Genomic DNA, 25,426 nt, shown 5'->3' on the forward strand with positions numbered 1-25,426 from the left:
ACCACCCTCCGCTTCGGCTCCACCCTCGTGCACGGGGGCGGGGGTTGCCAGAGTTGCAAGGGGTTGCAGGATTACCGGAAGCACCCGGCGCGCCGCCCCGCGGAGCGGCACGATGGGCGCCTGGACGCACGCCGGTACCGCGGCACGCACCCTGCAGAACCGATACAGCAGCAGCATCGCGACACCGCACGACGCATGCGACCGAGCACCGACTACCGCACCGCGGGTGGCTGGGAGGGACCGATGAACAACACCGAACTCGACCTGAGCCGGCTGGCCTCGATGGACGCCGCCCAGGCGACCCGGCTGCTGCACAGGGTCCGTGAGGAGACGCTGGCCGGCCGGACCCCGCCGGTCGCGCCCCGGCCGGTCATCGACGCCTCCTGGCAGCGGATGTTCCGGCTCGGCCTCAAGCCCGACCAGGGCACCAGCAGCGTGCTGCTGCGCCGCGACGAGCTGGAGGAGCGGCGCCGCTCGACGGTGCTGGGCGAGGTGATGCGGACCCTCAGCGCCGGGCTCGCGCGGATCGCCGACGCCTCGATGCAGATGATGGTCGTGACCGACGAGCACGGCCGGGTGCTGTGGCGGGAGGGCAATCTGTCGGTGATGCGGCAGGCCCACGGCATCTGTCTGGAGGAGGGCGCCGCCTGGAGCGAGAGCGACACCGGGACCAACGCGGTGGGCACGGCCCTCGCGATGGGCCGGGCCGTCCAGGTCCACTCCGCCGAGCACTACGTCCAGCAGCTGCACAACTGGACCTGCGCCGCCGCGCCCGTCCACGACCCGCGCGACCAGCGGCTGCTCGGGATCGTCGACGTCAGCGGCCCGGCGTCCAGCTTCCACCCGACGACGCTCGCGCTCGTCGCCTCCGTCGCCCAGCTCGCCGAGGCGGAGATGCGGCAGCGGCACCTGCGGTCGATCGAGCGGCTGCGCTCGGTCGCCGCGCCGATCCTGTGCCGGGTGGGCGGGCGCGCCATCGCCGTGGACCCGCACGGCTGGACGGCGGCGGTGACCGGCATGGCGCCGGTGGACCGGCTCGCGCTGCCCAAGTCCGTCAAGGCCGGGCGGGTGTGGCTGCCGTCGCTCGGCATGTGCGCGGTGGAACCGCTGCCCGGCGGCTGGCTGCTCAGGGCCGAGGACGTGCCCCCGGCGGACGGCCCCGCCGCCGGCGCGGCGAGCCGGGTCGTCCTCGACCTCAGCCGGCCGCGCCGCTGGACCGTCGCGGTGTCGGGCGCGGCCGGCAGCTGGTCGCAGGAGCTCAGCCCCCGGCACGCCGAACTCCTCTACCTGCTCGCCCTGCACCCGGAGGGCCGGACGGCGGCCGAGCTCGCCGAGGACGTCTTCGGCGACCGGACGAGGACGGTGACGGTACGGGCCGAGATGTCGCGCGTCCGCCGCAACCTGGCCGGCGTCCTCGCCCACCGGCCGTACCGCTTCAGCGAGGAGGTCGAGGTCGACCTGCGCCGCCCGGCCCATCCGTCGGACCTGCTGCCGCAGTCGACGGCCCCGGCGGTGGTGGCGGCCCGGGCCGCGATGACCGCGGTGACCGGCTGAGCGGCTCCCCGGGGCTCAGGACTGCGCCGCGGTGACCGGCTGAGCGGCTCCCCGGGGCTCAGGACTGCGCCGCGGTGACCGGCTGAGCGGGTTCTCTCCACGTACGTGGTCGCCGCGCCGCACGCCCCGGCCGTCCACATGCTGGACGGCCGGACCAGACCGGCCCGCCCGGGCCGCACCGCCCGGACCTGAGCGCCCGGGCCGCCCGGGCCTGGCGGCCCGGCTCAGCTCTCGATGAACTGGTAGTCCTCGACGATCCGGCCGTCCTCGGCCAGGACGACGAACTCGAGACCGCCGCCGCCCGCCTCCCCCGTCTCGCCGAGCACCGCCTCCCAGCGGAACTTGATCACGTTCCCGAGGCGCTCGGCGTCCCGCACGGCGCGGAAGGTCATGGTTCCGGACGCGACGAACTCCTCGTACGCGCGGTTCACCCGGGCGTCCAGCTCGGCGTGGCCGCGGGCGCGCAGCTCGGGCTCGGCGAAGCCGATCGCGCGGGCGGCCTCGCGCAGCTCCTGCGGCGGCTGGAGGACGTGGACGCCGTCCTCGTGCCACAGCTCGCGGACGGCGCGGCGGCGCGCCTCGGGGTCGGACTCGTTCCAGACGGCGGCGTAGCGGTCGGCGACGGTCTGCGGGTCGGGGTACGACATGGGGGACGCTCCTCGTTCGGCGGTCTGTGTCCGGCGATCCGGTCGGTGTGCGTCCAGATTCCGGGCAGGCGTGCGTCCCGGCAATTCCCGCCGGGGAATGGTCCGCACGCCCTCCGCTCCGGTAGACACGGGGCCGTGACCACCGAGACGAGACCGAGAAGCGGCGTGGGGCCTTCCCTTCGCGCCTGGCGGAGCCGGCGCCGGATGAGCCAGCTGGAGCTGGCCTCGCGGGCCGGGACCACGCAGCGGCATGTGAGCTTCATCGAGAGCGGCCGGTCGGTGCCGGGGAGGGCGATGGTGGTGCGGCTCGCGGAGTCGCTCGAGCTTCCGCTGCGCGAGCGGAACGCCCTGCTCCTCGCCTCCGGCTACGCCCCCGCGTACCGCGAGTCCCGGCTCGACGATCCGGCGCTCGCGCCGGTGCGCACGGCGCTGATCCGCGTGATGGAGGCGCACGAGCCGTATCCGGCGGTGATCGTCGACCGGTACGCGGACCTGGTGGCGGGCAACGCCGCCTTCGCCGCGCTCACCGCGACGGCCGATCCGGAGCTGCTGCGGGCCCCGGTGGACGTGGCCCGGCTGCTCCTGCACCCGCGCGGGCTCGCGCCCCGGATCGTGAACCTGGAGGAGTGGGCCTGGCACATCCTGGACTCGATGCGGAACGAGGCTGTCCGTAATCCGGACAACCGGCTCACGGAGCGGATCGCCGGGCTCACCGCGCTCGTCCCGGAGCGCCCCCGCGACCCGGGCCCCGACTACGTCGGCTTCGCGGTCCCGCTGCGGCTGCGCACGCCCGCGGGCGACGAGGAGCTGCGGCTGCTCACCACGCTGACCCGGTTCGGCACGGCGGCCGACGTCACCGTGGCCGAGCTGAAGCTGGAGGCCTTCCTTCCGGCGGACGCCCGTACCGCGGAACTGCTCGCCGAGGCCGCGGCCGCCCGTCGCTGACGGGGCGACCTGGCCCGAGGCCCCGTGCGGCGCCCCAGCTCGGGACCCCGTGCGCGGCCCCGTGCAAAACCCCGTGGTGACCCCGCACGGAACCCCGTGCGGCACCTCCGTCCCTCGCTCCGGGGCGGCGTCCCGGTCGTGATTCCGGTCCCGCAGGGCAGGAAGCCCCTGGGAATCCGGCGCTCCGCATGATGCGATAAGCCCATGAGCACGCCCGATACCTCGCCCCAGAGCATCACCCTCACCACCTGGTCCCTCGAACAGACCTCGCCGTCCGACCTCCGCCCGGCCCCCGCCCCCGAGGGCCGGGACCTGAAGGTCGTGCGCGCCGGGACGCCGTCGGCGGAGTTCAGCCGCTTCCTCTATACGGCGGTCGGCGGCGACATCAAGTGGACCGACCGGCTCTCCCTCACCTACGCGCAGTGGCAGGAGATCGTCGAGAAGCCGGGTGCCGAGATCTGGGTGGCGTACGAGAACGGCACGCCGGCCGGGTACGTGGAGCTGGACCCGCAGGACGACGGCGTGGTGGAGATCGTCTACTTCGGCCTGATCCCCGGATTCCGGGGCCGCGGCATCGGCGGGCACCTCCTCTCCTACGGGGTGGAGCGCGCCTGGGACCTGGCCGAGCGCTGGCCGGAGCGGACGCCGACCAAGCGCGTGTGGCTGCACACCTGCTCGCTCGACGGGGAGCACGCGATGGCGAACTACGAGCGGCGCGGCTTCCGGCTCTTCGACACCACGGTGGAGGAGGCGCCGGTGGTCGAGACGCCGGGCCCGTGGCCGGGCGCCCACGCCTGAGGCATCGCCAGACATCCATGAAAGGGGCCCTGAACTGGGCCCCTTTTGCGTGACCCAGGCCACAGCATCTCATCAAGCGAGACATACCTGTCCATATCATGGACGAAGCTGGACTGGGTCCAAAGTCCCGTGACACGCTTCCGTCATGTCTGGAACTGGAACTGCCTTGGTGAGTCGGCGGCACGTCGACCTCGGCCGCATGTCCAGCGCCATCTGTTCGGCGCGCTGAGAAAACCAGCACCGCCGCACTCTTCCTGACGTCCTGTTTCGCCGCGCACCGCCGCGCCACCCTCCGACCCACGCGCGAGTGTGCAGGTCAGAGCCGCCCTCTCGCCGTCCCGAAGGACATATCGCCATGGCCGCCACCCCGGAAAACCCCACTCCCGCCGCCGCCCGTCGCAAGACCGGGCGCCACCGTGGCGAGGGGCAGTGGGCCGCGGGGCACTTCACCCCGCTGAACGGCAATGAGCAGTTCAAGAAGGATGACGACGGTCTCAATGTGCGGACACGTATTGAGACGATCTACTCCAAGCGCGGTTTCGACTCCATCGACCCCAACGACCTGCGCGGTCGCATGCGCTGGTGGGGTCTCTACACCCAGCGCCGCGAGGGCCTGGACGGCACCAAGACCGGTGTCCTGGAGCCGGAGGAGCTGGACGCGGAGTTCTTCATGCTGCGGGTCCGCATCGACGGCGGCCGGCTGACCACCGAACAGCTGCGGGTGATCGGCGAGATCTCCCAGGAGTTCGCGCGCGGCACCGCCGACATCACCGACCGGCAGAACGTCCAGTTCCACTGGATCCGGATCGAGGACGTCCCGGAGATCTGGAACCGCCTGGAGGCGGTCGGCCTGTCGACCACCGAGGCGTGCGGCGACACCCCGCGCGTCATCCTCGGCTCGCCGGTCGCCGGCATCGCCGAGGACGAGATCATCGACGGCACGCCCGCCATCGAGGAGATCTACCGCCGGATCGTCGGCAACAAGGACTTCTCCAACCTGCCCCGCAAGTTCAAGTCCGCGATCTCCGGCTCGCCGCTGCTCGACGTGGCGCACGAGATCAACGACATCGCCTTCGTCGGCGTGAACCACCCCGAGCACGGTCCCGGCTTCGACGTCTGGGTGGGCGGCGGCCTGTCCACCAACCCCAAGCTCGGCGTCCGGCTCGGCGCCTGGGTCTCGCTCGACGAGGTGCCGGACGTCTACGAGGGCGTCATCTCGATCTTCCGCGACTACGGCTACCGCCGGCTGCGCAACCGCGCCCGGCTGAAGTTCCTCGTCGCCGACTGGGGCCCGGAGAAGTTCCGTCAGATCCTTCAGGACGAGTACCTCAAGCGCGAGCTGACCGACGGGCCCGCCCCCGAGCAGCCGATCGGACAGTGGCGCGACCACGTGGGCGTCCACAAGCAGCGGGACGGCCGCTTCTACGTGGGCTTCGCGCCGCGCGTCGGCCGGGTCGACGGCGCCACGCTCACCAAGATCGCCGAGATCGCGGAGGCGCACGGCTCGGGCCGGGTCCGCACCACCGCCGAGCAGAAGATGCTGGTCCTGGACGTCGAGGAGGCGCGGGTCGAGTCGATCGTCTCCGCCCTGGAGGCGCTGGACCTGCGGGTCACCCCGTCGCCCTTCCGGCGCGGCACGATGGCCTGCACCGGCATCGAGTTCTGCAAGCTCGCGATCGTCGAGACCAAGGGCCGCGGCTCCTCGCTCATCGACGAACTGGAGCGCCGTCTCCCGGAGTTCGACGAGCCGCTCACCATCAACATCAACGGCTGCCCGAACGCCTGCGCCCGTATCCAGGTCGCGGACATCGGTCTCAAGGGCCAGCTGGTCCTGGACGACGACGGCAACCGGGTCGAGGGCTACCAGGTCCACCTGGGCGGCGCGCTCGGCCTGGAGGCCGGCTTCGGCCGCAAGGTCCGCGGCCTGAAGGTGACCGCGGCCGAGCTGCCCGACTACGTCGAGCGAGTCCTCACGCGCTACCAGTCGGAGCGCACGGACGGCGAGCGCTTCGCCACCTGGGCGGCGCGTGCCTCCGAGGAGGCGCTGTCGTGAGCGAGCGAGCCGCCCCCTTCTACTGCCCCTACTGCGGGGACGAGGACCTGCGTCCCGGCGAGCAGGGCCATGGCGCCTGGGAATGCGCCGCGTGCAGCCGAGCCTTCCAGCTGAAGTTCCTGGGGCTGCTCGCCCCCGGACTTCCGGCCGACACCCCTGGAAGGAACGAGATATGACGGTCGATCAGTCCGCCGAGGAGCTGACCGCGGCCGACCTGAAGGCACTCGCCGAGCAGGCCGGCCGCGAGCTGGAGGACGCCTCCGCCCTGGAGATCCTCCAGTGGGCGGCCGCCACCTTCGGCAAGCGCTTCTGCGTCACCTCCTCCATGGAGGACGCGGTCGTCGCGCACCTCGCCTCGCGCGCCATGCCGGGCGTGGACGTCGTCTTCCTCGACACCGGCTACCACTTCCCCGAGACCATCGGCACCCGGGACGCCGTCGACGCCGTCATGGACGTCAACGTCATCACGATCACGCCGCGCCAGTCGGTCGAGGAGCAGGACGCCGAGTACGGGCCGCGGCTGCACGACCGCGACCCCGACCTGTGCTGCGCGCTGCGCAAGGTCAAGCCGCTGGAGGAGGGCCTGACCGGCTACGCCGCGTGGGCCACCGGACTGCGCCGCGACGAGTCCCCGACCCGGGCGAACACCCCGGTCGTCGGCTGGGACGAGAAGCGGCGGAAGGTGAAGATCTCCCCCATCGCCCGCTGGACCCAGGACGACGTCGACGCGTACGTCACGGAGCACGGCGTCCTCACCAACCCGCTCCTGATGGACGGTTACGCCTCCGTCGGCTGCGCCCCCTGCACCCGCCGGGTCGCCGAGGGCGAGGACGCGCGGGCCGGCCGCTGGGCCGGGCGCGCCAAGACCGAATGCGGGCTGCACGGATGACGGACACTCAGGAAACCCAGGAGAACGACGTGACGGGTGCCACCATCTGGCTCACCGGTCTGCCGAGCGCCGGCAAGACCACCATCGCGTACGAGCTGGCCGGCCGGCTGCGGGGCGAGGGCCACCGCGTCGAGGTGCTCGACGGTGACGAGATCCGTGAGTTCCTCTCGCCGGGCCTCGGCTTCACCCGCGAGGACCGGCACACCAACGTGCAGCGGATCGGTTTCGTGGCCGAGCTCCTCGCCTCCCACGGCGTGACGGTGCTCGTGCCCGTCATCGCGCCGTACGCCGACAGCCGCGAGGCGGTCCGCAAGCGGCACGCCGCCGAGGGCACCGCCTACGTCGAGGTGCACGTCGCCACGCCGGTGGAGGTGTGCTCGGTGCGTGACGTCAAGGGCCTGTACGCCAAGCAGGCGGCGGGCGAGATCAGCGGTCTCACCGGTGTCGACGACCCGTACGAGGCACCCGAGACGCCCGACCTGCGGATCGAGTCCCACACCCAGACCGTGCAGGAGTCGGCGGCGCAGCTGCACGCGCTGCTCACCGAGCGGGGTCTGCTGTGAGCGACGCACGCGCGGCCGACGGGCCGCGGACCACGACGATCGCCGCGGTTGCGCGCCGCGCGGGCGGAGAAGCTCACGAAAGGGGCACAGCATGACCACCGTCGCCCATCTCCACGAGGAGACCGACAGCCCGTTCGCGCTGTCGCACCTCGACTCGCTGGAGTCCGAGGCCGTCCACATCTTCCGTGAGGTGGCGGGCGAGTTCGAGCGGCCGGTGATCCTGTTCTCCGGTGGCAAGGACTCCATCGTCATGCTGCACCTGGCGCTGAAGGCGTTCGCCCCCGCGGCGATCCCGTTCACGCTGATGCACGTCGACACCGGGCACAACTTCCCCGAGGTCATCGAGTACCGCGACCGCGTGGTCGCCGAGCACGGGCTGCGGCTGTACGTGGCGTCGGTGCAGGAGTACATCGACCGCGGCGCGCTCAAGGAGCGCCCGGACGGCACCCGCAACCCGCTGCAGACGGTCCCGCTGACCGAGGCGATCCAGCAGCACCGCTTCGACGCCGTGTTCGGCGGCGGCCGGCGCGACGAGGAGAAGGCCCGCGCCAAGGAGCGGGTGTTCAGCCTCCGCGACGAGTTCTCCCAGTGGGACCCGCGCCGCCAGCGGCCGGAGCTGTGGCAGCTGTACAACGGCCGGCACGCTCCCGGTGAGCACGTCCGGGTGTTCCCGCTGTCCAACTGGACCGAGCTGGACGTGTGGCAGTACATCCAGCGGGAGAAGATCGCGCTTCCGGAGATCTACTTCGCGCACGAGCGCGAGGTGTTCCAGCGCAACGGCATGTGGCTGACGGCCGGCGACTGGGGCGGCCCGAAGGACTCCGAGACCGTGGAGACGCGGCTGATCCGCTACCGCACGGTCGGCGACATGTCCTGCACCGGCGCGGTGGACTCCGACGCCACCACGCTGGAGGCCGTGATCACCGAGATCGCCGCGTCCCGGCTCACCGAGCGGGGCGCCACCCGGGCGGACGACAAGCTGTCCGAGGCCGCGATGGAAGACCGCAAGCGCGAGGGGTACTTCTAATGAGCACGACCACCGACCAGCCGACCGCCGGCAACGCGGAGCTCGCGGCGACCACGCTGCTGCGTTTCGCGACCGCCGGTTCCGTCGACGACGGCAAGTCCACCCTGGTGGGCCGTCTCCTGCACGACTCCAAGTCGGTCCTCGCCGACCAGCTCGAAGCCGTCGAGCACGCCTCCCGCTCCCGCGGCCAGGACGCGCCCGACCTCGCGCTGCTCACCGACGGCCTGCGCGCCGAACGCGAGCAGGGCATCACCATCGACGTGGCCTACCGCTACTTCGCCACCCCGCGCCGCCGCTTCATCCTCGCCGACACGCCGGGACACGTGCAGTACACGCGCAACATGGTCACCGGCGCCTCCACGGCCGAACTCGCCGTCGTCCTCGTCGACGCCCGCAACGGCGTCGTCGAGCAGACCCGCCGCCACGCCGCCGTCGCCGCCCTCCTGCGCGTCCCGCACGTCGTCCTCGCCGTCAACAAGATGGACCTGGTCGCCTACCAGGAATCCGTCTTCGCCGCCATCGCCCAGGAGTTCACCACCTACGCCTCCGAGCTCGGCGTCCCGGAGATCACCGCGATCCCGATCTCCGCGCTGGCCGGCGACAACGTCGTGGAGCCGTCCGCCCACATGGACTGGTACGGCGGTCCGACGGTCCTGGAGCACCTGGAGACGGTCCCGGTCAGCCATGACCTGACGGCCTGCCACGCGCGCTTCCCGGTGCAGTACGTGATCCGTCCGCAGACCGCCGAGCACCCGGACTACCGGGGCTACGCGGGCCAGATCGCCGCCGGCGCGTTCCGGGTCGGCGAGGAGATCACCGTACTGCCGTCCGGCAGGACGTCGACGATCACCGGGATCGACGCGCTCGGCGAGCCCGTGGACATCGCGTGGGCGCCGCAGTCGGTCACCATCCGGCTCGCCGACGACATCGACATCTCGCGCGGCGACCTGCTCACGCCCGCCGAGGACGCCCCGGCGACGAGCCAGGACGTCGAGGCGACGGTCTGCCACGTGGCCGACACCCCGCTGACGGTCGGCCAGCGGGTGCTGCTCAAGCACACCACCCGCACGGTCAAGGCGATCGTCAAGGAGATCCCCTCCCGGCTCACCCTGGACGACCTCTCCCAGCACCCCAACCCCGAGCAGCTCGTCGCCAACGACATCGGCCGCGTCAAGGTACGCACCGCCGAACCGCTCGCGCTGGACTCGTACGCGGACTCCCGCCGCACCGGCTCGTTCCTGCTGATCGACCCCGCCGACGGCACCACACTCGCCGCCGGCATGGCCGGCGAGTCCTTCGCCACCGCCAAGGCCGTCGAGACGACGACGGTCGACGACGAGGAAGGCTGGGACTTCTGATGATCAGTCAGGACTTCTGGGCCACCTTCGCCAAGGAGGGCGGCCGAGTGGGCTCCGGTGCCCTCGGCGCGGGCCGGGGAGGCGTCGCGCGATGTGCGTGCTGACCTCGCCGCGCCGCTGCGGCGGCGCGATAACGCTCCACCCGCTCCACCCGCTCCACCCGTTCGACCGCGAACGGCGTAAACGCAGACTTCACTGACACTGATCGAGGGGAACCCTCCCGTGCCTGCCACCACCCGTACCACCCTGCGCCGCGGCCTGGCCGCCGCAGCCGCACTGCCCCTGCTCATCGGGGCGCTCGCGTCCTGCAGCTACGGCTCCGCGGCGAAGAACGACGAGAAGAAGGTGGCCGCCGAGGGCGCGAAGCTCTCGGCCGACGCCGTACGGCTCGGGTACTTCCCCAACCTCACGCACGCCACGGCCCTGGTCGGCGACAACGAGGGCATCTTCCAGAAGGAACTGGGCGGCACGCAGCTGAAGGTGTCGACCTTCAACGCGGGCCCGTCGGAGATCGAGGCGCTCAACGCCGGCTCGATCGACATCGGCTTCATCGGCCCCTCGCCGTCCATCAACGGCTACACCAAGTCCAAGGGCACCAACCTCCGCATCATCGGCGGCGCGGCCTCCGGCGGCGTGAAGCTCGTCGTGAACCCCGCGAAGATCAAGACCCTGGACGACGTCAAGGGCAAGCGGATCGCCACCCCGCAGCTCGGCAACACGCAGGACGTGGCCTTCCTCAACTGGGTCGCGGAGAAGGGCTGGAAGGTCGACTCCCAGAGCGGCAAGGGCGACGTCTCGGTCGTCCGCACCGACAACAAGGTGACGCCGGACGCCTACAAGTCCGGTGACATCGACGGCGCCTGGGTGCCGGAGCCGACCGCGTCGAAGCTGGTCGCCGAGGGCGCGAAGGTGCTGCTCGACGAGTCCGACCTGTGGCCGGACAAGAAGTTCGTCATCACCGACATCATCGTGTCGCAGAAGTTCCTCAAGGAGCACCCGGACGTCGTCGAGGCGGTCCTGCGCGGCTCGGTGAAGACGAACGAGTGGATCAACGCCAACCAGGACAAGGCGAAGGCCTCCGCCAACGCCAAGCTGAAGGCGCTGTCCGGCAAGGCGCTCGGTGACAAGGTGATCAACGGCGCCTGGCCGTCGATCCAGTTCACCAACGACCCGCTGGCCGCCACGCTCCAGGCGCAGGCCGACCACGCCGTCAAGGCCGGTCTCCTCAAGCAGCCCGACCTGAACGGCATCTACGACCTGAAGCCGCTCAACAAGGTCCTCAAGGCCGCGGGGCAGCCCGAGGTCTCCGACGCCGGTCTCGGCGTGAAGTAACCAGAGCGCAGCCCGAGTTCAGGTCTCCCAGGAAGGTGACGCACATGGCCACGACCACGACGCTCGCCAAGGCCGAGGACCGTGTCGGCCCGGCCTCGGTCGACCACGCCGCGCGCATCGCGCACGTCTCGAAGTCCTTCGGCGGCCCCGCCGGCGGTCAGCTCGTCCTCGACGACATCACGCTCGATGTCGCGCCGGGCGAGTTCGTGACCCTTCTGGGGGCCTCGGGCTGCGGCAAGTCCACCCTGCTCAACCTGGTCGCCGGGCTCGACCGGCCGTCCGCGGGGTCCATCGAGACCCCCGGCGGCCGGCCGGCCCTGATGTTCCAGGAGCACGCCCTCTTCCCGTGGCTCACCGCGGGCAAGAACGTCGAACTCGCCCTGAAGCTGCGCGGCGTGCCGAAGGCGGAGCGCCGCCCGGAGGCCGAGCGGCTGCTCGAACTGGTGCGGCTCGGCGGCTCGTACGGCAAGCGGGTGCACGAGCTGTCCGGCGGCATGCGCCAGCGCGTCGCCCTGGCCCGGGCCCTCGCCCAGGCCAGCGACCTGCTCCTGATGGACGAGCCGTTCGCGGCGCTCGACGCCATCACCCGTGACGTGCTGCACGACGAACTGACCCGGATCTGGCGCGAGACGCGGCTCTCGGTCCTGTTCGTCACCCACAACGTGCGCGAGGCCGTGCGGCTCGCCGAGCGCGTCGTCCTGCTCTCCTCCCGGCCCGGCCGGATCGCCCGGGAGTGGACCATCGACATCCCGCAGCCGCGCCGCATCGAGGACGCCGACGTCGCCGAGCTGTCCCTCGAGATCACCGAACACCTGCGTGGGGAGATCCGCCGTCATGGCCAGCACTGAGACCACGACCGCCGACGCCTCCCGGCCGGACACCGGCAAGGCCGACGACATCGCCGGCCTGGAGGCCGGGCTCGACGCCCTGGACAGCGTGCAGATCAGCCGCGTCCCGGTGCGCGAGATCCTGCTGAAGAAGGTCCTGCCGCCGGTCCTCGCGATCGCGCTCGTCCTGGTGGTGTGGCAGGTCCTGGTGACCGCCAAGGTCACCGACGAGGGCAAGCTGCCGTCGCCGGGCGCCGTCTGGGGCAGCCTGGAGACGATGTGGCTGGAGGGCACGCTCCTCGACGTGCTGTGGACCAGCGTGTCCCGGGCGCTGCTCGGCTTCCTGCTCGCCCTCGCGATCGGCACGCCGCTCGGCCTGATCGTGGCCCGGGTGGGCGTGATCCGCACGGCGATCGGCCCGATCCTGTCCGGTCTGCAGTCGCTGCCCTCGGTCGCCTGGGTGGCGCCGGCGGTGCTGTGGCTCGGGCTCAACGACTCCATGATGTTCGCGGTCATCCTGCTCGGCGCCGTGCCCTCCATCGCCAACGGCCTGGTCGCGGGCGTGGACCAGGTGCCGCCGCTGTTCCTGCGCGCGGGCCGGACGCTCGGCGCGACCGGCCTCAAGGGCGCCTGGCACATCGTGATGCCGGCCGCGCTGCCCGGCTATCTCGCGGGCCTCAAGCAGGGCTGGGCGTTCTCCTGGCGCTCGCTGATGGCGGCGGAGATCATCGCCTCCTCGCCCGACCTGGGCCTGGGCCTCGGCCAGCTCCTGGAGAACGGCCGGAACAACTTCGACATGCCGGGGATCTTCCTGGCGATCTTCCTGATCCTGCTCGTCGGCGTCGCCATCGACCTGCTGGTCTTCAGCCCGGTGGAGCGTGCGGTGCTGCGCCGCCGCGGTCTGCTGGTGAAGGGCTGATCCCGTGAGTACGCCGGTCCTCCTCGTCGTCGCCCACGGCAGCCGCGATCCGCGGCACGCGGCCACCGTCCAGGCGCTGGTGCGCCGGGCCGGTCTGCTGCGGCCGGGGCTGCGCGTGGAGACGGCGTTCCTGGACTTCAACCTGCCGTCGGTGACCGGAGTGCTCGACCGGCTCGCCGCGCAGGGGGTGCGGGAGGTGGTGGCGCTGCCGCTGCTGCTGACCCGCGCCTTCCACGCGAAGGCCGACATCCCCGCCGTGCTGCGGCAGGCCCCTTCGTCCCTGACCGTCCGCCAGGCGGCGGTCCTCGGCCCGTCGCCGCTGCTGCTCGCGGCGGTCGAACGGCGGCTGTACGAGGCGGGGCTCACGCCCGCCGACAAGAGCACCACCGGGGTCGTGCTGGCCTCGGCGGGCTCCACCGACCCGGAGGCGATCGCGGTGATCGCAGAAACGGCGCGGGAGCTGCGGCGCACCGGTTGGTGCTCCGTGCGGCCCGCGTTCGCCTCCGCATCCCTTCCGCGCACGGAGGACGCCGTGCGGGCGCTGCGCGCCGAGCCGGGCGTCCGCCGCGTCGCGGTGTCCCCGTACGTGATCGCCCCGGGCCGGCTGCCGGACCGCATCGCGAAGGGCGCGGCCGGGGCGGACGTGCTCGCGGACGTCCTCGGTCCGTCGCCCGAGCTGGCGCGGCTGCTCCTGGAGCGGTACGAGGCGGCGGCTCAGACCGTGCGGCCGCTGAGCGCGAGGGCCCTGGTGAAGGACGCGGCCCCGGCGGCGGTGACGACGGGCGCGTCGAACCCGGCGTACTCCCGGTACATCTCGGCATAGCGTCCGACCACGTCGAGCAGGTAGTCGCCGGTCTCCTCCGGCACCTCGTACTCCTGGCCGGTGGAGCGCGCCAGGTCCCAGCCGTGCAGGGCGAGTTCGAGGACGAGCATCGCGGCGATCCCGGTCGCGGGCATGGCGCTGCCGCCGAGATCGACGTCGCCCTCCCAGGCTTCCGGCTTCTCCCAGGCGGCGAGCGCCCGGTCGAGCTGCGCGCGGTACCGGTCGGACCAGTCGGCGTCGGCGGTGAAGTCCCGCTGGACGGTCTCCTCGGGGAGCGCGGTGCGCAGCGCGCGGTGCTCCAGGCCGTGTGCGGAGTAGAGGACGAGGTGGTTGGCCAGCTCGCGGACGGTCCAGTCGGTGCAGACGGACGGGGCGTCGAGCTGCCCGGTGCCGATGCCCCGGGTGACGCGGGCGGCTTCGGCGGCGCAGGCGGTGAGGTGGTGGTGGATCTCGTTCATGCCCGTCACGGTACGCAGGGGTGCGCGGCGCGGTCTTGAAGATTCGCGACAGCGCGCAGCCGCGGAGCGCCGGACGGAGCGTTTCCTTCGGATCATCGGATCGTTGTTCCGGGTGTGCCTGAGGCACATGCCAGAAGAACGCCCGAGGCGTCGAGCTCCGAAGGGAGACGTGGGGTGGGTGACTACTGCCAGAGCCGGCTGTGCTGCCGCTGCCAGCAGCGTTCCTGGACGACCCGGTTCGGCGAGGAGCGGCTCTGCGGACCGTGCGCCGCCTGCTGCCGGGAGTGCGGGCGGGCTCCGGCGCCGCATGTCGACGGTCTGGACGGCGGGCTGTGCGCGGAGTGCCGGGGGCAGTGCGGGCGGTGCGGCGCCGCCCTGCCGGAGCAGGGCGTGTGCCGGTGCCGCAGGTGGAAGCGGGGGCCGGGGAGCGATCCGGTCGGCTTCGTCCTGCAGGGCTTCCCGCAGCCGCTGCTCCAGGCCCTCGGCTTCTCCCTGCCGCGCAGCCTGCACGACATCCTGTACGCCGAGCTCGCCCACCGCACCCCGGCCCAGCTCCTCGACCGGGTCGAGCGGCGCTGGCACACCCGCTGGTCCCACGCCCTGCACGAGCGCGACGAGGACGACCGGCGCCGCTGGGCCCCGCAGGAGATCGCCGAGTTCCTGGTCGGCCGCGGCCCGTGCCGCAACCCCGCCTGCGAGGACGGCCACCTGGTGCAGGACGGCGCCCCGTGCCCGTACTGCAAGGAGCCCGAGCACCGCTTCGTCCCCGGCACCGCGGAGACCACCGCCACGGACGAGCACGCCCGCCGGGCGGCCGCCGGGATCCGCCGGGCCCTGGTCGCGGGCCGGGCGGCCCGGCCGGGGAAGCGGCCGGGCAGGCTGCCGGACCGGGGCCCATCCGCCCCTGATCCGCCGGACAGGCCGACGGACTAGCTGAAGTCGAGGCCGCCCGAGCGCTCCCGCTTCAGCTCGAACAGGTCGGGGTGGGCGGCCAGGACGCGGAAGCTGTCGAAGAGTTCGGCGGCCTTCTCGCCGCGCGGGATGGCGCGCAGGACGGGGCCGAACCAGGCGGTGCCGTCGACGTGGATCGTCGGCGTGCCGACGTACGCCTCGGCCTCCGGGTCCTTGCCGGCGTCGTGGCTGACACGGACGGCGGCGTCGTACGAGGAGTCACGGGCCGCCGCGGCGAGCTCGGCCGGGAGGCCGAGTTCGGCGAGGGACTCGGCGATCACCGCGTCGAAGTCCTTGTTCTTCCGGTCGTGGATGCGGGTGCCGTAGGCGGTGTAGAGCGGGCGCAGGATCTCCTCGCCGTGCTTCTCGGCCGCGGCGGCGGCCACCCGGACCGGGCCGATGGAGGCGTCGACGAGGGTGCGGTACCAGTCGGGCAGTTCGTTGCCCTCGTTGTGGAAGTAGAGGCTCATCAGCCGGAAGCGCACGTCGATGTCGCGCTGCTGCTCGACCTCCAGGATCCAGCGGGAGGTGATCCAGGCGAAGGGGCAGGCGGGGTCGAAGTAGAAGTCCACAGTCGTTGTCATGGAAGGAACAGTAGTCCCGGGATGGCCCGTCCGGGCGGGCCATTCAGGAGTCGTTCCACTGGGCCAATTACCGTGCCCCGCAGGCCCGTCAGCTCTCGGGCGCCGTCATCTCGACGAGCTTGCGCACCGTGTTCCAGTTCCGCCCGGTGACGGTGACGTCCTTGTACAGGGAGGGCCGGGAGACGGCCTCCCCGAGCTTGGACTGGCCCAGGCCGTTCGGTGCGTAGAGGTAGAGGACGCGGTCGCCGAGCGCGAACGCCTCGGGCAGGAACGCCTCCTGGTCGAGCGCGGCGAACCGCTCGGCGGTGACGGGGCCCGAGAAGTAGAGGGCGTGGAGCTGCTTGCCCTCCAGCTCGGCGGCGGGGAAGGGGCAGCCGGCCTCGACGGCGGCGAGGTAGTCGTGGCCGCGCACGAGGCAGGCGACGCGGAAGCCGAAGTGCTTCGCGATCGCGTCCTCCACCTCGGCGGCGAGCTCGTCCTCGGTGGTCTCGCGGTCGGTGGCGAAGACGGCGTTGCCGCTCTGGAGGTAGGTCCTCACACCGTCGTGGCCGAGCCCTTCGAGGAGCGAACGGAGCTCCGCCATGGGCACCTTGTTGCGTCCGCTGACATTGATCCCGCGGAGCAGGAGGGCGTACGTGGTCGTCATGGGCACACCATAAGGCGGCCGCCGTGCCCCGTGGGGGAGGGCGCGGCGGCCGCCGCTTCAAGGCTTCCCGCTCGCTACGGGATTACTACTCGGCGAGATGCTCGACCGCCTACTCGACGATCCTCAGCAGCTTGTTGGCGGTGCCGGGGCTCGCGTTGCCGATCTTGTCCGGGGTGGCCCCGGCGACCAGGGCCTGGGCGACCTGGTCCGGCGTCGCGTCCTTGTGGCCGGCCAGGTAGACGGCGGCGGCGCCGACCACGTGCGGGGTGGCCATGGAGGTGCCGGAGATCGTCTTGGTGCCGGTGTCGCTGTCGTTCCAGGCCGAGGTGATCTCCGAGCCCGGCGCGTAGAGGTCCACGACCGAGCCGAAGTTGGAGAAGTCGGACTGCTGGTCGTCCTTGGTGGACGACGCCACGGTGATCGCCTCGGTGACCCGGGACGGGGAGCCCTGGCCGGCGTCGGCGGACTCGTTGCCGGCCGCGACGCCGAAGGTGACGCCGGAGGCGATGGCCTTGCGCACCGCGTCGTCGAGCGCCGGGTCGGCGCCGCCGCCCAGGCTCATGTTGGCGACGGACGGGCCCTTGTGGTTCTTGGTGACCCAGTCGATGCCCGCGACGACCTGCTCGGTGGTGCCGGAGCCGTTGTCGTCGAGGACGCGCACGGCGACGATCTTCGCCTTCTTGGCGATGCCGTACGTGGAGCCGGCGATGGTCCCGGCGACGTGCGTGCCGTGGCCGTTGCCGTCCTGGGCGGTGTCGTCGTTGTCGACGGCGTCGAAGCCGTACGAGGCCCGGCCGCCGAAGTCCTTGTGGCTGATCCGGACCCCGGTGTCGACGACGTAGGCGGTGACGCCCTCGCCCGCGCTGTCGGGGTAGGTGTACTTGTCGTCGCCGGCGGTGTCGGTCTGGTCGACCCGGTCGAGGCCCCAGGACGGCGGCTTCTCCTGGGTCTCGTCGATGTGGAAGGTGCGGTTCTGGACGACCTTGGCGACGGCCGGGTCGGCGGCGAGGCGCTTGGCCTCGGTCTCCGTGAGGCCGTTGACGGAGAAGCCGTTGACGCTGGAGTCGTAGCTGCGGCGCAGGGTGCCGCCGTACTCCTTGGCCAGTTCGCTCTTGCCGTCCCGGCCGGTCTTTCCGTCGAGCAGCACGACATAGCTGCCCGCCACGGCGCCCTTGACGCCGAGGCCGTAGACGGTGCCCTCGGCGGGTGCGGGCGTCGCACCGGCGAACGGGCCGGTGAGGACGGTGACTCCGGCGGCCGCGGCGATCGCGGTCGTGATGGCGATGATCCGGAACTGCTTGCGGTCACGCTTGTGTATTGCCATGAAGAGGGGTCTCCTCGTCAGGATTTGTGGGGGGTTGGGCCGCCGGACGAGGTTCTTCCGGCGGCACGTTCGAAACCCTGACCGATTGCCGAGTGCAAATCAAGGCCTTCACACACCTATGGCTTTTTCAACAAGCTTTCTTAAAAAGGGGAATGGGACGAGTCGCCTCAACTCGTCCCACTCCGCGTCAGGCTGACGACCCGTTCAGCTCGGCCTCGATCAGATCGGCGGCCCTCGGCGCGCCGCCCTCCCGCGCCATCTCCGCCTTGATCTCCCGGGCACGGCGGGCCACTTCGGGATCGTCGACGAGCGCGAGCACCGTCTCGCGCAGCCGCTCGGGAGTGACCTCGTCCATCGGCAGATGGGTGGCGACGCCGAGCGACTGGAGCATGTCGGCGTTGCCGAACTGGTCGACGGCCTGCGGCACGGCCACCATCGGGGTCGCGCTCGCCAGGCCCTCCTGACTGCTGCCGGCGCCGGCGTGGGTGACGAAGGCGTCGGCCTCGCGCAGGATCGCGGGCTGCGGCACCCAGGAGTGCACCTCGATGTTGTCCGGGACCTCACCGAGTTCGGCCGGGTCGACGAAGGCACCGATCTGGAGCACGACATGCCAGCCGGGCAGTCCGCCGAAGGCCTCGACGCAGGCCCGGTAGAAGGCCGGCTGCTTGGTGAAGGAGGAGCCGAGCGAGACCAGGAGCAGCTTCTCGCCACCCGCCGGACGGCGCCACTCCCCCGGCTCGGCGCGCTCGCCCCGGCAGGCTCCGACGAAGGTGAAGACGGACTCGTCGACCCGGTCGGCGTGCGGCTGGAGCGCCCTCGGGATGAGCACGAGGCCGCGGCGCGGGCGGCCCACGAAGGGGTCGGGGTGGGTGTCGATGCCGTGCCCGGCGAGCCAGTCGGTGAAGCGCTCGTAGTACGCCTTGCCGCGCGGCGACGCCTTCAGCTCCGCGTACATCGGCTCGGCGACCTCCTCCTCGTATCCGGTCCACGGGACGAGGTTCGGCCAGAGGGAGACGGCCGGCACGCCCCAGGTGTGGGCGAGGACGCGGGCGGGGTACGAGGTGATGTCGTGCAGGACGAGGTCGGGCCGGTCGGCGTCGAAGGCGGCGGCGAGCTGCGGCAGCGCCTGGACGGCGTCGGCGAGGAACGGCTCGATGTTGTCGATGAGCTCGGTGCCCCACTCGTCGGGGTCGTCGTCGGTGGGCAGGGTCGAGGTGTAGACGACGGGGGTGGCGCCGGTGGCGGCGACCTTGTCGGCGAAGGCCGCGGGGATCGCGTAGCTCACCCGGTGGCCGCGGTCGACGAGTTCGCGGATGACGTCGAGGCTGGGGTTCACATGGCCGTGGGCGGCGATGGAGAACATGGCGATGTGGGCGCGGCGGTCGTTGATCATGACGGCGAGCTTAGGTGAGACGGAACGTCTCGTCTAATGAATAGGGGAGACGTGCGAGACTTTGGCGGAAATCGCTTGTGAAGCGCACAGCTGAGGAGAGAACGATGGACGAGGCGCGGGCCCGGGAGATCCTGGCCGCCGCGGGACTGCGGGCGGACGAGGCGAGGCTGCTCGCCCTGGGCGAGAACGCGGTCTTCGCCCTCGGCGACCTGGTGGTCAAGGTCGGCCGCGACGCCGAACTGCTGCCGCGCGCCGAGCGGGAGCTGGCCCTGGCCGGCTGGCTGGAATCGGCCGGCATCCCCGCCGTACGGGCCGCGGAGGCCGAGCCGCTCCTCGTCGGGGGCCACCCGCTCACCCTGTGGCACCGGCTCCCCGAGGCCGTCCGGCCCACCGAGCCGCGCGACCTCGCCCCGCTGCTGCGCGCCGTCCACGCCCTGCCCGAGCCGGCCGGGCTCGAACTCCCGCGCCGCGAACTGCTCGGCGGGGTCGAGCGCTGGCTGCGGCTCGCGGGCGACGCCGTCGACCCGGCCGACGCGGCCTTCCTGCGCGAGCGCCGCGACTCCTTCGCCCCGGCGGCCGCCGCGCTCACCCCGCACCTGACGCCCGGCCCGATCCACGGCGACGCCCTGCCCCGCAACGTCCATGTCGGCCCCGACGGCCCGGTCCTGGTGGACCTGGAGACCTTCTCCTCCGACCTGCGCGAGCACGACCTCGTGGTCCTCGCCCTCGCCCGGGACCGCTACGGCCTGGACCCGGCCGCCTACGACGCCTTCACCGAGGCGTACGGCTGGGACGTGCGCGCCTGGGAGGGCTGCGCGGTGCTGCGCGGCGCGCGGGAGACCGCGAGCTGCGCCTGGGTGGCCCAGCACGCCCCGGCGAACCCGAAGGCGCTCGCCGAGTTCGAGCGCCGGGTGGCGAGCCTCAGGGACGGCGATCCCGAGGTGCGCTGGTACCCCTTCTGACATCATGATCCCCGATCGAACCGGTCGGTAACGAAGGGGTGTTGGGATGCGGATGGAACTGTCCGACGTCACACTGGACGTCGAGGTGAGCGGCGAGGGCCCGGCGGTCCTCCTGGTGCACGGCTTCCCGGACAGCCACGACCTGTGGCGCCATCAGATCCCGGCCCTGAACGCGGCGGGGTTCAAGACGATCACGCCCACGCTGCGCGGCTTCGGCGGCTCGGACCGGCCGGAGGGCGGCGCACAGGCGTACGCGCCTTCGGCGTCCGTCGCCGACATGGTGGAGCTGCTCGACCGTCTGGGGATCGAGCGGGCCCATCTGGTCGGCCACGACTGGGGCTCGGGCATCGTCCAGGGCTTCGCGCAGGCGCTGCCGGACCGGGTGCTGAGCCTCAGCATCCTGTCCGTCGGCCACTTCGCCGCGGTCCGCGGCGCCGGCTGGGAGCAGCGGCAGCTGTCCTGGTACATGCTGCTCTTCCAGCTGGCGGAGGTCGCCGAGAACTGGCTGGCCCACGACGACTACGCGAACCTGCGCGAGATGCTCGCCGAGCACCCGGACGCGGAGGCCGTCATGGAGCCGCTGCGCGAGCCCGGCAATCTGACGGCCGCGCTGAACGTCTACCGCGCGGGCCTGCCGGCCGAGATCATGTTCGCGCCGGTGCTCCCGCTGCCTCCGCTGCCCGCGACGGTGCCGGTGATGGGCGTCTGGTCCACCGGCGACCGCTTCCTCACCGAGCAGTCGATGGCGGACACCGGCAAGCACGTCGCCGGCTCCTGGCGCTACGAGCGCGTCGAGGACGCGGGTCACTGGCTCCAGCTCGACCAGCCGGAGAAGGTCAACGAGCTGCTGCTCGACTTCATCCGAGCGAACTCCTAGGCGAATTCCTAGGCGAACTCCCCAGCAAACTCTCAGACGAAGCCCTGGGTGGACTCCTGGTTCGCCCCCCAGGCGGACGCCTAGCCGGCCACCGGCACGGGTCCGAGCTCCCGCAGCGGCCAGACCGGGTCCACCACCGCCTCCGTGTCGCCCTTCTTCCGCAGGAAGGCCTGGAAGTCCTCGGCCCAGGTCCGGTACCAGCCGATCTGGCGCTCGTGCAGCTCGGCCGGGTCGAGGGCGGCGACCGAGGCGTGCCGCTCGGCTATCGCGATCGCGACCCGGACGGCGGCGAGCGCGTCGGCCGCCGCCTGGTGGGCACTGGTGAGCTCGACGCCGTACTCGACGCAGACGGCTTCCAGGGTGCGCTTGCCGCGCCGGTAGCGGTCGACGGCCCGGTCGATGGTGTAGGGGTCGACGACCGGGCCTATGCCGGCGCCGCCCAGCCGCTCGCTGAGCGAGGGCAGTCCGTGCCGGCGCAGCTCGGCGGAGAGCAGGGTCAGGTCGAAGGAGGCGTTGTACGCGACGACCGGGACTCCCTCGGCCCAGTAGCCGGTCAGTGTCCGCGCGATCTCGTCGGCCACCTCGCGCCCCGGGCGGCCCTCGGCGGCGGCGCGCTCGCTGCTGATGCCGTGGATCGCGGACGCCTGCTCCGGGATGCGGATGCCCGGGTCGGCGAGCCAGTCGCGCTGCCGGACCACCCGGCCGCCGTGGACGCCGACGACGCAGGCCGTCACGATGCGGGCCTCCAGCGGGTCCGTACCGGTCGTCTCCAGGTCGAAGCCGACCAGTGGTTCCCCATGCCAAGCCATCGGGTCCTCCTTACGTGATCTCCCCCGTGGTGCTGAAAACCTTCGCACGCGCCACTGACAACGCGGTCGAGGGGGCGGCCGGAGGGCTCACGAGACGGGGCGCGAGTCGAGCCAGACCGACTCGAATTCCTCCCGGTATGTCGCGAAAAGTCCGTGTTCTCCGTCCTGGTCGAGGCCGCCGCCCTGACCACCGGAGCGCACCACGTTCCGCCCGCCGCCGCGCAGCACGAGGACCGGCGCCTCCATGCCGCGCGCCTTGCGCAGATAGGTCTGGACGACCGCGAGCCCGTCCGGGCCGTCGCCGTCGACCAGATAGGCGGTGAAGCGCGGGGTCTCGTCGAAGACGTGGATCTGGAAGGCGCCCGGGTCGCGCAGCGCGGCGCGGACCCGGCGCATGTGCAGGATGTTCATCTCGACCGCGCGGCTCAGCTCGCCCTTCTTCAGGCCGAGCTCCCGCTCGCGCCGCTTGACCGCGCTGCTGGCCGGGTTGAGGAAGAGCAGCCGTATCCGGCAGCCGGACTCGGCGAGCCGGACCATGCGCCGCCCGGAGAAGTTCTGCACGAGCAGGTTGAGGCCTATGCCCGTGGCGTCGAGCCGGCGCGCCCCGCCGAACAGGTCCTCGGCCGGCAGCTGGCGCTGCAGCCGCACCCGGTCGGGATGGACGGACACCACGTCCGCGTACCGGTCGCCGACCAGGTCCTCGACCGCGTCGACCGGCAGCCGGTCGGCCGAGGGCACCCCCGCCCCGCTCCCGAGGATCTCCAGGAGCCGGGCGGAGGCCCGCTCGGACTGGGCGAGCACGGTCAGCGACAGGGCCCGGTTGCGGGAGACGACGTTCCGGGTCACCTCCAGCTCGTCCAGGGCGAGCTCGACCTCGCGCCGGTCGTCGAAGTACGGCTCGAAGCAGGGCCAGTGCTGCACCATCAGCTCCCGCAGCTGCGGGAGGGTGAGGAAGCTGAGCACGTTGTCGTCGGCCGGGTCGAGCAGATAGCCCTTGCGGCGCGAGACCTCGCGGACCGCGACGGCCCGCTGGACCCACTCCTGGCCGGCCGGCCCGGCCGCGGCCACCACCCACTCCTCGCCGTGCACCGGCTCGTACACCGGCCGCAGCACGGCCGCGACGACGGCCCGCAGCCGCTGCTCGACGAGGTTGAGCCAGATGTAGGCGCGGCCGGCCCGCTGGGCCCGGGTGCGCACCTCGCTCCACGCCTCCGCGCCCCACTCCAGCTCGGCCCCGATCTCGACCGGCCGGACGACGGAGACCGCGCCGGGCGGCGCCGCACCGGGGCCGTCCGGTCCCCCGTCGTGCCCCGCCTCGCCCGGTGGCAGCTCCAGACCTCCCGAGCTCACCCGCGCACCGCCTTCTGCTCCCGACAACGATCAAGGAAGGGTACTCCGGGAGCGGGAGGCGGTGCAGCAGGATCGCCCGGCCCGTTGCTCAACTGCCCGTGTTCGGCGCGCCGTTCTGGTTGGCGAGTTCGGACGGAGTGAGCGGATTCATAGCGGTTACGTCCCTGGGCAGGAGCTGGAATCCCTGCCAGTGGACCGGCATCGGCTGCTGGTCCTCGTCCCGGGCGATGTGGTGGAACCCGATGTTGACCCAGACCGCCGGATTGGTCAGCGTCTCCCCGTTGACCCACTTGTCGACGCTGTCGGGAGCGCCCCGGCCGCAGTTCAGGATGTTATTGCTGGCGAACTGCTCGCAGGCGCGCGCCTGGGTGAAGTAGATGTCGTGCTTGGTGAAGGGGCGGCCGCCGTAGGTGTTGGTGTGGCCGGGCACGATCTCGTACGAACGCTGGTGCCCGTCCTTGTTCTTGCCGGTCGCGCTCACCACCCGCCACCAGCGCATGTTGGCGGCGTCACCGGCGAGTTCCTTGGTGACGGGGGTGCGGGTCGTCTTCACGGTCGGGCTGCCGTCGCGGACCGGCGGGGTGACCTTGGAGTCGAACTGTTCGATGCGGCCCTTGTTGCTGCCGTCGAGGCCGAAGTCCAGCTTCCAGAAGACGTTGTGGGCGTGGCTGGTGGCGTAGTCGCGGGCGCCCTTGCCGATCGGCCAGCCGCGGCCGTCGGTCGCGTCGTAGTCGACGGGCGAAAGGCTGCCGGTGGCTCCGACGTTGGCGGCTATGGCGCCGTCGGAGGAGAAGCGCCACTCGCTGATGTACTCGTACCAGCCGACCTTGTTGACGGTGTAGACGAGCAGGTCCTTGCCCTGGGCCTGGTAGACCTTGCCGGAGTCGGCGGCCATGCGGTAGGCGTGGCCGCGGGCCCGGGTGGTGGTGCACAGGCCGTTGATCCTGCCGATGTCGGGCACCCGCACGGAGGTGATGGTGCCGCCGGGGCACTCGCCGGGCTTCAGGTTCTGCAGGCCCCAGCCGAAGCCGGCGCCGGTCAGGTCGTCGTACTCGGCCTTGCCGTTGTCGTACGGGACGTGGATCTGGGCGAGCTTGGCGCTGTTGAGGACGCGGATGGGCGCGCGCTCGCCGGGCGGCTGGTAGGTCACCTTGTCCAGGACGAGCCCGGAGTCGGTCGAGTAGCGCCAGCACATCCGCCAGACGGTGCCACCGTCGAGCTTCTGCTCGATGCGGTACGCGGCGGAGCAGTCGGCCGGGGCGGGCGCGGGCCGGGTGGGCGTCGCGGTCGGCGTCGGCGTCGGCGCGGCGCCGGCCGGGCTCGCTGCGGCGGTGGCGACGGCGCCGAGCAGGGCCGTCGCGGCGAGGACGGCGCCCGGGCGGCGGGCCTGCCGAAGTCGCGGAGTGGTCATGCGTACGTACTCCCTCGGTACGAGGCAAATCCTGGACGAGGCGGCGGTGGTCAGCCGACGCGGGTGACGGTGCGGGCGCTGAGGTCGACGATCAGCTTGCGGGTGTCGATCCACGCGCCGTTCTTCACCTTGGTGACGAGCCGGACGCAGCGGTGCTCGCCGCACTTGGCGAGCGGCGCGGGCACGTGTGCCTCGCGGTAGGTGCGGTAGACGTCCCCGTTGAACCACAGCTGGTCGGGAGAGGTCAGCTCCCGGCCCGTGGCGTCCTTGTAGTCCTCCTTGACGCCCTTGCCGAGCGGGTCGGCGAGGATCAGCTCCAGGGCGGCGCGCAGCTCCTCGGGGTGGGCGGAGGGCTGCACCCCGCGCTGGGCGCCGGACTGCTCCACCCTGCCGGTGTCGAGGTTGACCGTCCGGGTGATGAGCTCGTCGCGGCCGTAGTCGTAGAAGCGGACCTGGGCGCGGCGCGGGCCGCCGGCGCTCTCGCCGGGCGCGGGGTCGGCGAGCTCGGTGCCGAGGCGCTGCGGGCCGCGCCCGCCCTCGGCGTTCCGCTGCGCGGTGGCCGGGGGCACCCCCGGCGGGGAGGCCGGCGGGGTCATCGCCAGGGCCTCGGCCCGCTTCAGCTCGTCGGCGGTGAGCGGGTCCGTGCCCACTCCCTTCTCCCCCTCGGGCGGCGCGGAGGCCAGCGCGGCCGGTCCGGGCGCCTGCCCGTCGCCCTGCGTCTCCCCCTGCGCCCCCGAGACCGTGCTGCCGGGGGCGCCGGCGCCCGCGCGCGGCGCCTCGTCGGCACCGGCGCTGCCGGGCAGGGTGACGGCGACGGCCACCGCGGTCCCGGTCACGGCCATGGCTGCGCCCGCCACCACCTTCCCCAGGTGACGGCGCACTATTTCGTACACACTTCCCCCCACACGTTCATGTTTTCCCCCTAT

27 protein-coding genes are annotated in these 25,426 nt (G+C 72.2%); 17 read left to right on the forward strand and 10 right to left on the reverse strand.

Features of this window, described 5'->3' with window-relative positions:
* The first annotated feature begins 243 nt into the window (after window positions 1-243).
* The gene (locus ACFYU9_RS19755) at window positions 244-1,554 is read left to right on the forward strand and encodes a GAF domain-containing protein (protein WP_389208058.1); all 1,311 of its coding nucleotides are present in this window, start codon (window positions 244-246) and stop codon (window positions 1,552-1,554) included.
* Between the two features lie 224 nt (window positions 1,555-1,778).
* Here ACFYU9_RS19755 and ACFYU9_RS19760 read toward each other — a convergent pair whose 3' ends face one another.
* Complete coding sequence (locus ACFYU9_RS19760; protein ID WP_389207509.1) at window positions 1,779-2,201, reverse strand: hypothetical protein; 423 nt, start codon at window positions 2,199-2,201, stop codon at window positions 1,779-1,781.
* Window positions 2,202-2,336: 135 nt separating this feature from the next.
* On the opposite strand from ACFYU9_RS19760, the gene ACFYU9_RS19765 reads away from it, so the two are divergent.
* The 13 genes from ACFYU9_RS19765 (at window position 2,337) to ACFYU9_RS19825 (ending at window position 13,735) form a co-directional block, all read left to right on the forward strand.
* On the forward strand, window positions 2,337-3,146 hold the full coding sequence (locus ACFYU9_RS19765; RefSeq protein ID WP_389207511.1) for a helix-turn-helix domain-containing protein: 810 nt from the start codon (window positions 2,337-2,339) through the stop codon (window positions 3,144-3,146).
* Between the two features lie 204 nt (window positions 3,147-3,350).
* The gene (locus ACFYU9_RS19770; RefSeq protein WP_389207513.1) at window positions 3,351-3,944 is read left to right on the forward strand and encodes a GNAT family N-acetyltransferase; all 594 of its coding nucleotides are present in this window, start codon (window positions 3,351-3,353) and stop codon (window positions 3,942-3,944) included.
* Window positions 3,945-4,089: 145 nt separating this feature from the next.
* A complete protein-coding gene (locus tag ACFYU9_RS19775; protein WP_389208060.1) occupies window positions 4,090-4,173 on the forward strand; it encodes a putative leader peptide in 84 nt (27 codons plus the stop codon).
* A gap of 126 nt (window positions 4,174-4,299) precedes the next feature.
* Entirely contained in the window at window positions 4,300-5,997 is a 1,698-nt protein-coding gene (locus ACFYU9_RS19780; RefSeq protein WP_389207515.1) for a nitrite/sulfite reductase, read from the forward strand.
* Window positions 5,994-6,173 (forward strand): hypothetical protein, encoded by a 180-nt coding sequence (locus ACFYU9_RS19785; RefSeq protein ID WP_389345535.1) that lies wholly within the window; start codon window positions 5,994-5,996, stop codon window positions 6,171-6,173. The genes ACFYU9_RS19780 and ACFYU9_RS19785 overlap by 4 nt, the downstream gene beginning before the upstream one ends.
* Complete coding sequence (locus tag ACFYU9_RS19790) at window positions 6,170-6,886, forward strand: phosphoadenylyl-sulfate reductase (RefSeq protein WP_389207519.1); 717 nt, start codon at window positions 6,170-6,172, stop codon at window positions 6,884-6,886. Before ACFYU9_RS19785 ends, ACFYU9_RS19790 begins: the two co-directional genes overlap by 4 nt.
* Entirely contained in the window at window positions 6,883-7,449 is a 567-nt protein-coding gene (gene cysC / locus ACFYU9_RS19795; RefSeq protein WP_389345536.1) for an adenylyl-sulfate kinase, read from the forward strand. The genes ACFYU9_RS19790 and cysC overlap by 4 nt, the downstream gene beginning before the upstream one ends.
* 91 nt (window positions 7,450-7,540) lie before the next feature.
* The gene (gene cysD, locus ACFYU9_RS19800) at window positions 7,541-8,476 is read left to right on the forward strand and encodes a sulfate adenylyltransferase subunit CysD (protein WP_389207523.1); all 936 of its coding nucleotides are present in this window, start codon (window positions 7,541-7,543) and stop codon (window positions 8,474-8,476) included.
* The gene (locus ACFYU9_RS19805) at window positions 8,476-9,834 is read left to right on the forward strand and encodes a sulfate adenylyltransferase subunit 1 (protein WP_389345537.1); all 1,359 of its coding nucleotides are present in this window, start codon (window positions 8,476-8,478) and stop codon (window positions 9,832-9,834) included. The genes cysD and ACFYU9_RS19805 overlap by 1 nt, the downstream gene beginning before the upstream one ends.
* Window positions 9,835-10,056: 222 nt before the next feature.
* Window positions 10,057-11,166: an aliphatic sulfonate ABC transporter substrate-binding protein gene (locus ACFYU9_RS19810; protein WP_389207527.1), complete on the forward strand. Its 1,110-nt coding sequence runs from the start codon at window positions 10,057-10,059 to the stop codon at window positions 11,164-11,166.
* 44 nt (window positions 11,167-11,210) lie between these two features.
* Window positions 11,211-12,014 (forward strand): ABC transporter ATP-binding protein, encoded by an 804-nt coding sequence (locus ACFYU9_RS19815; protein ID WP_389207529.1) that lies wholly within the window; start codon window positions 11,211-11,213, stop codon window positions 12,012-12,014.
* Window positions 12,001-12,912, forward strand: coding sequence for an ABC transporter permease (locus ACFYU9_RS19820; RefSeq protein ID WP_389207531.1), 912 nt, complete (start codon window positions 12,001-12,003; stop codon window positions 12,910-12,912). Before ACFYU9_RS19815 ends, ACFYU9_RS19820 begins: the two co-directional genes overlap by 14 nt.
* A 4-nt stretch (window positions 12,913-12,916) precedes the next feature.
* Window positions 12,917-13,735: a sirohydrochlorin chelatase gene (locus ACFYU9_RS19825; protein WP_389345538.1), complete on the forward strand. Its 819-nt coding sequence runs from the start codon at window positions 12,917-12,919 to the stop codon at window positions 13,733-13,735.
* On the opposite strand, the gene ACFYU9_RS19830 is transcribed toward ACFYU9_RS19825, so the two are convergent.
* Window positions 13,627-14,193 carry a TIGR03086 family metal-binding protein gene (locus tag ACFYU9_RS19830; protein WP_389207535.1) on the reverse strand — a complete coding sequence of 189 codons (567 nt, stop codon included), beginning with the start codon at window positions 14,191-14,193 and terminating at the stop codon, window positions 13,627-13,629. The two genes, ACFYU9_RS19825 and ACFYU9_RS19830, sit on opposite strands and share 109 nt — an antisense overlap.
* Window positions 14,194-14,367: 174 nt before the next feature.
* On the opposite strand from ACFYU9_RS19830, the gene ACFYU9_RS19835 reads away from it, so the two are divergent.
* Window positions 14,368-15,126 (forward strand): hypothetical protein, encoded by a 759-nt coding sequence (locus ACFYU9_RS19835; RefSeq protein ID WP_389345539.1) that lies wholly within the window; start codon window positions 14,368-14,370, stop codon window positions 15,124-15,126.
* Here ACFYU9_RS19835 and ACFYU9_RS19840 read toward each other — a convergent pair.
* The 4 genes from ACFYU9_RS19840 to mgt all read right to left on the reverse strand — a co-directional run bounded on the left by ACFYU9_RS19840 (window position 15,123) and on the right by mgt (window position 19,091).
* On the reverse strand, window positions 15,123-15,728 hold the full coding sequence (locus ACFYU9_RS19840) for a DsbA family protein (RefSeq protein WP_389207539.1): 606 nt from the start codon (window positions 15,726-15,728) through the stop codon (window positions 15,123-15,125). The two genes, ACFYU9_RS19835 and ACFYU9_RS19840, sit on opposite strands and share 4 nt — an antisense overlap.
* An 88-nt stretch (window positions 15,729-15,816) precedes the next feature.
* Window positions 15,817-16,374: a DUF1697 domain-containing protein gene (locus tag ACFYU9_RS19845; protein ID WP_389345540.1), complete on the reverse strand. Its 558-nt coding sequence runs from the start codon at window positions 16,372-16,374 to the stop codon at window positions 15,817-15,819.
* Between the two features lie 109 nt (window positions 16,375-16,483).
* Window positions 16,484-17,698, reverse strand: a complete 1,215-nt coding sequence (locus tag ACFYU9_RS19850; protein ID WP_389345541.1) for a S8 family peptidase — start codon at window positions 17,696-17,698, stop codon at window positions 16,484-16,486.
* Window positions 17,699-17,885: 187 nt separating this feature from the next.
* Window positions 17,886-19,091, reverse strand: a complete 1,206-nt coding sequence (gene mgt, locus ACFYU9_RS19855; protein ID WP_389345542.1) for a macrolide-inactivating glycosyltransferase — start codon at window positions 19,089-19,091, stop codon at window positions 17,886-17,888.
* A gap of 104 nt (window positions 19,092-19,195) precedes the next feature.
* Here mgt and ACFYU9_RS19860 point away from each other — a divergent pair, with 104 nt between their 5' ends.
* Entirely contained in the window at window positions 19,196-20,053 is an 858-nt protein-coding gene (locus ACFYU9_RS19860) for a phosphotransferase enzyme family protein (RefSeq protein ID WP_389345543.1), read from the forward strand.
* 46 nt (window positions 20,054-20,099) lie between these two features.
* Complete coding sequence (locus ACFYU9_RS19865) at window positions 20,100-20,930, forward strand: alpha/beta fold hydrolase (RefSeq protein ID WP_389345544.1); 831 nt, start codon at window positions 20,100-20,102, stop codon at window positions 20,928-20,930.
* A gap of 80 nt (window positions 20,931-21,010) precedes the next feature.
* On the opposite strand, the gene ACFYU9_RS19870 is transcribed toward ACFYU9_RS19865, so the two are convergent.
* The 4 genes from ACFYU9_RS19870 to ACFYU9_RS19885 form a co-directional block, all read right to left on the reverse strand.
* A complete protein-coding gene (locus ACFYU9_RS19870; protein WP_389207550.1) occupies window positions 21,011-21,739 on the reverse strand; it encodes a 3'-5' exonuclease in 729 nt (242 codons plus the stop codon).
* Window positions 21,740-21,826: 87 nt separating this feature from the next.
* Window positions 21,827-23,089, reverse strand: a complete 1,263-nt coding sequence (locus tag ACFYU9_RS19875; RefSeq protein WP_389207552.1) for an SAV2148 family HEPN domain-containing protein — start codon at window positions 23,087-23,089, stop codon at window positions 21,827-21,829.
* An 88-nt stretch (window positions 23,090-23,177) separates the two neighbouring features.
* Complete coding sequence (locus tag ACFYU9_RS19880; protein ID WP_389345545.1) at window positions 23,178-24,500, reverse strand: copper amine oxidase; 1,323 nt, start codon at window positions 24,498-24,500, stop codon at window positions 23,178-23,180.
* 50 nt (window positions 24,501-24,550) lie between these two features.
* A complete protein-coding gene (locus tag ACFYU9_RS19885; RefSeq protein WP_389345546.1) occupies window positions 24,551-25,342 on the reverse strand; it encodes a Tat pathway signal sequence domain protein in 792 nt (263 codons plus the stop codon).
* Window positions 25,343-25,426 lie beyond the last annotated feature (84 nt).

The sequence above is a fragment of the Streptomyces sp. NPDC004327 genome (assembly GCF_042873935.1).
Classification (GTDB): Bacteria; Actinomycetota; Actinomycetes; order Streptomycetales; family Streptomycetaceae; genus Streptomyces.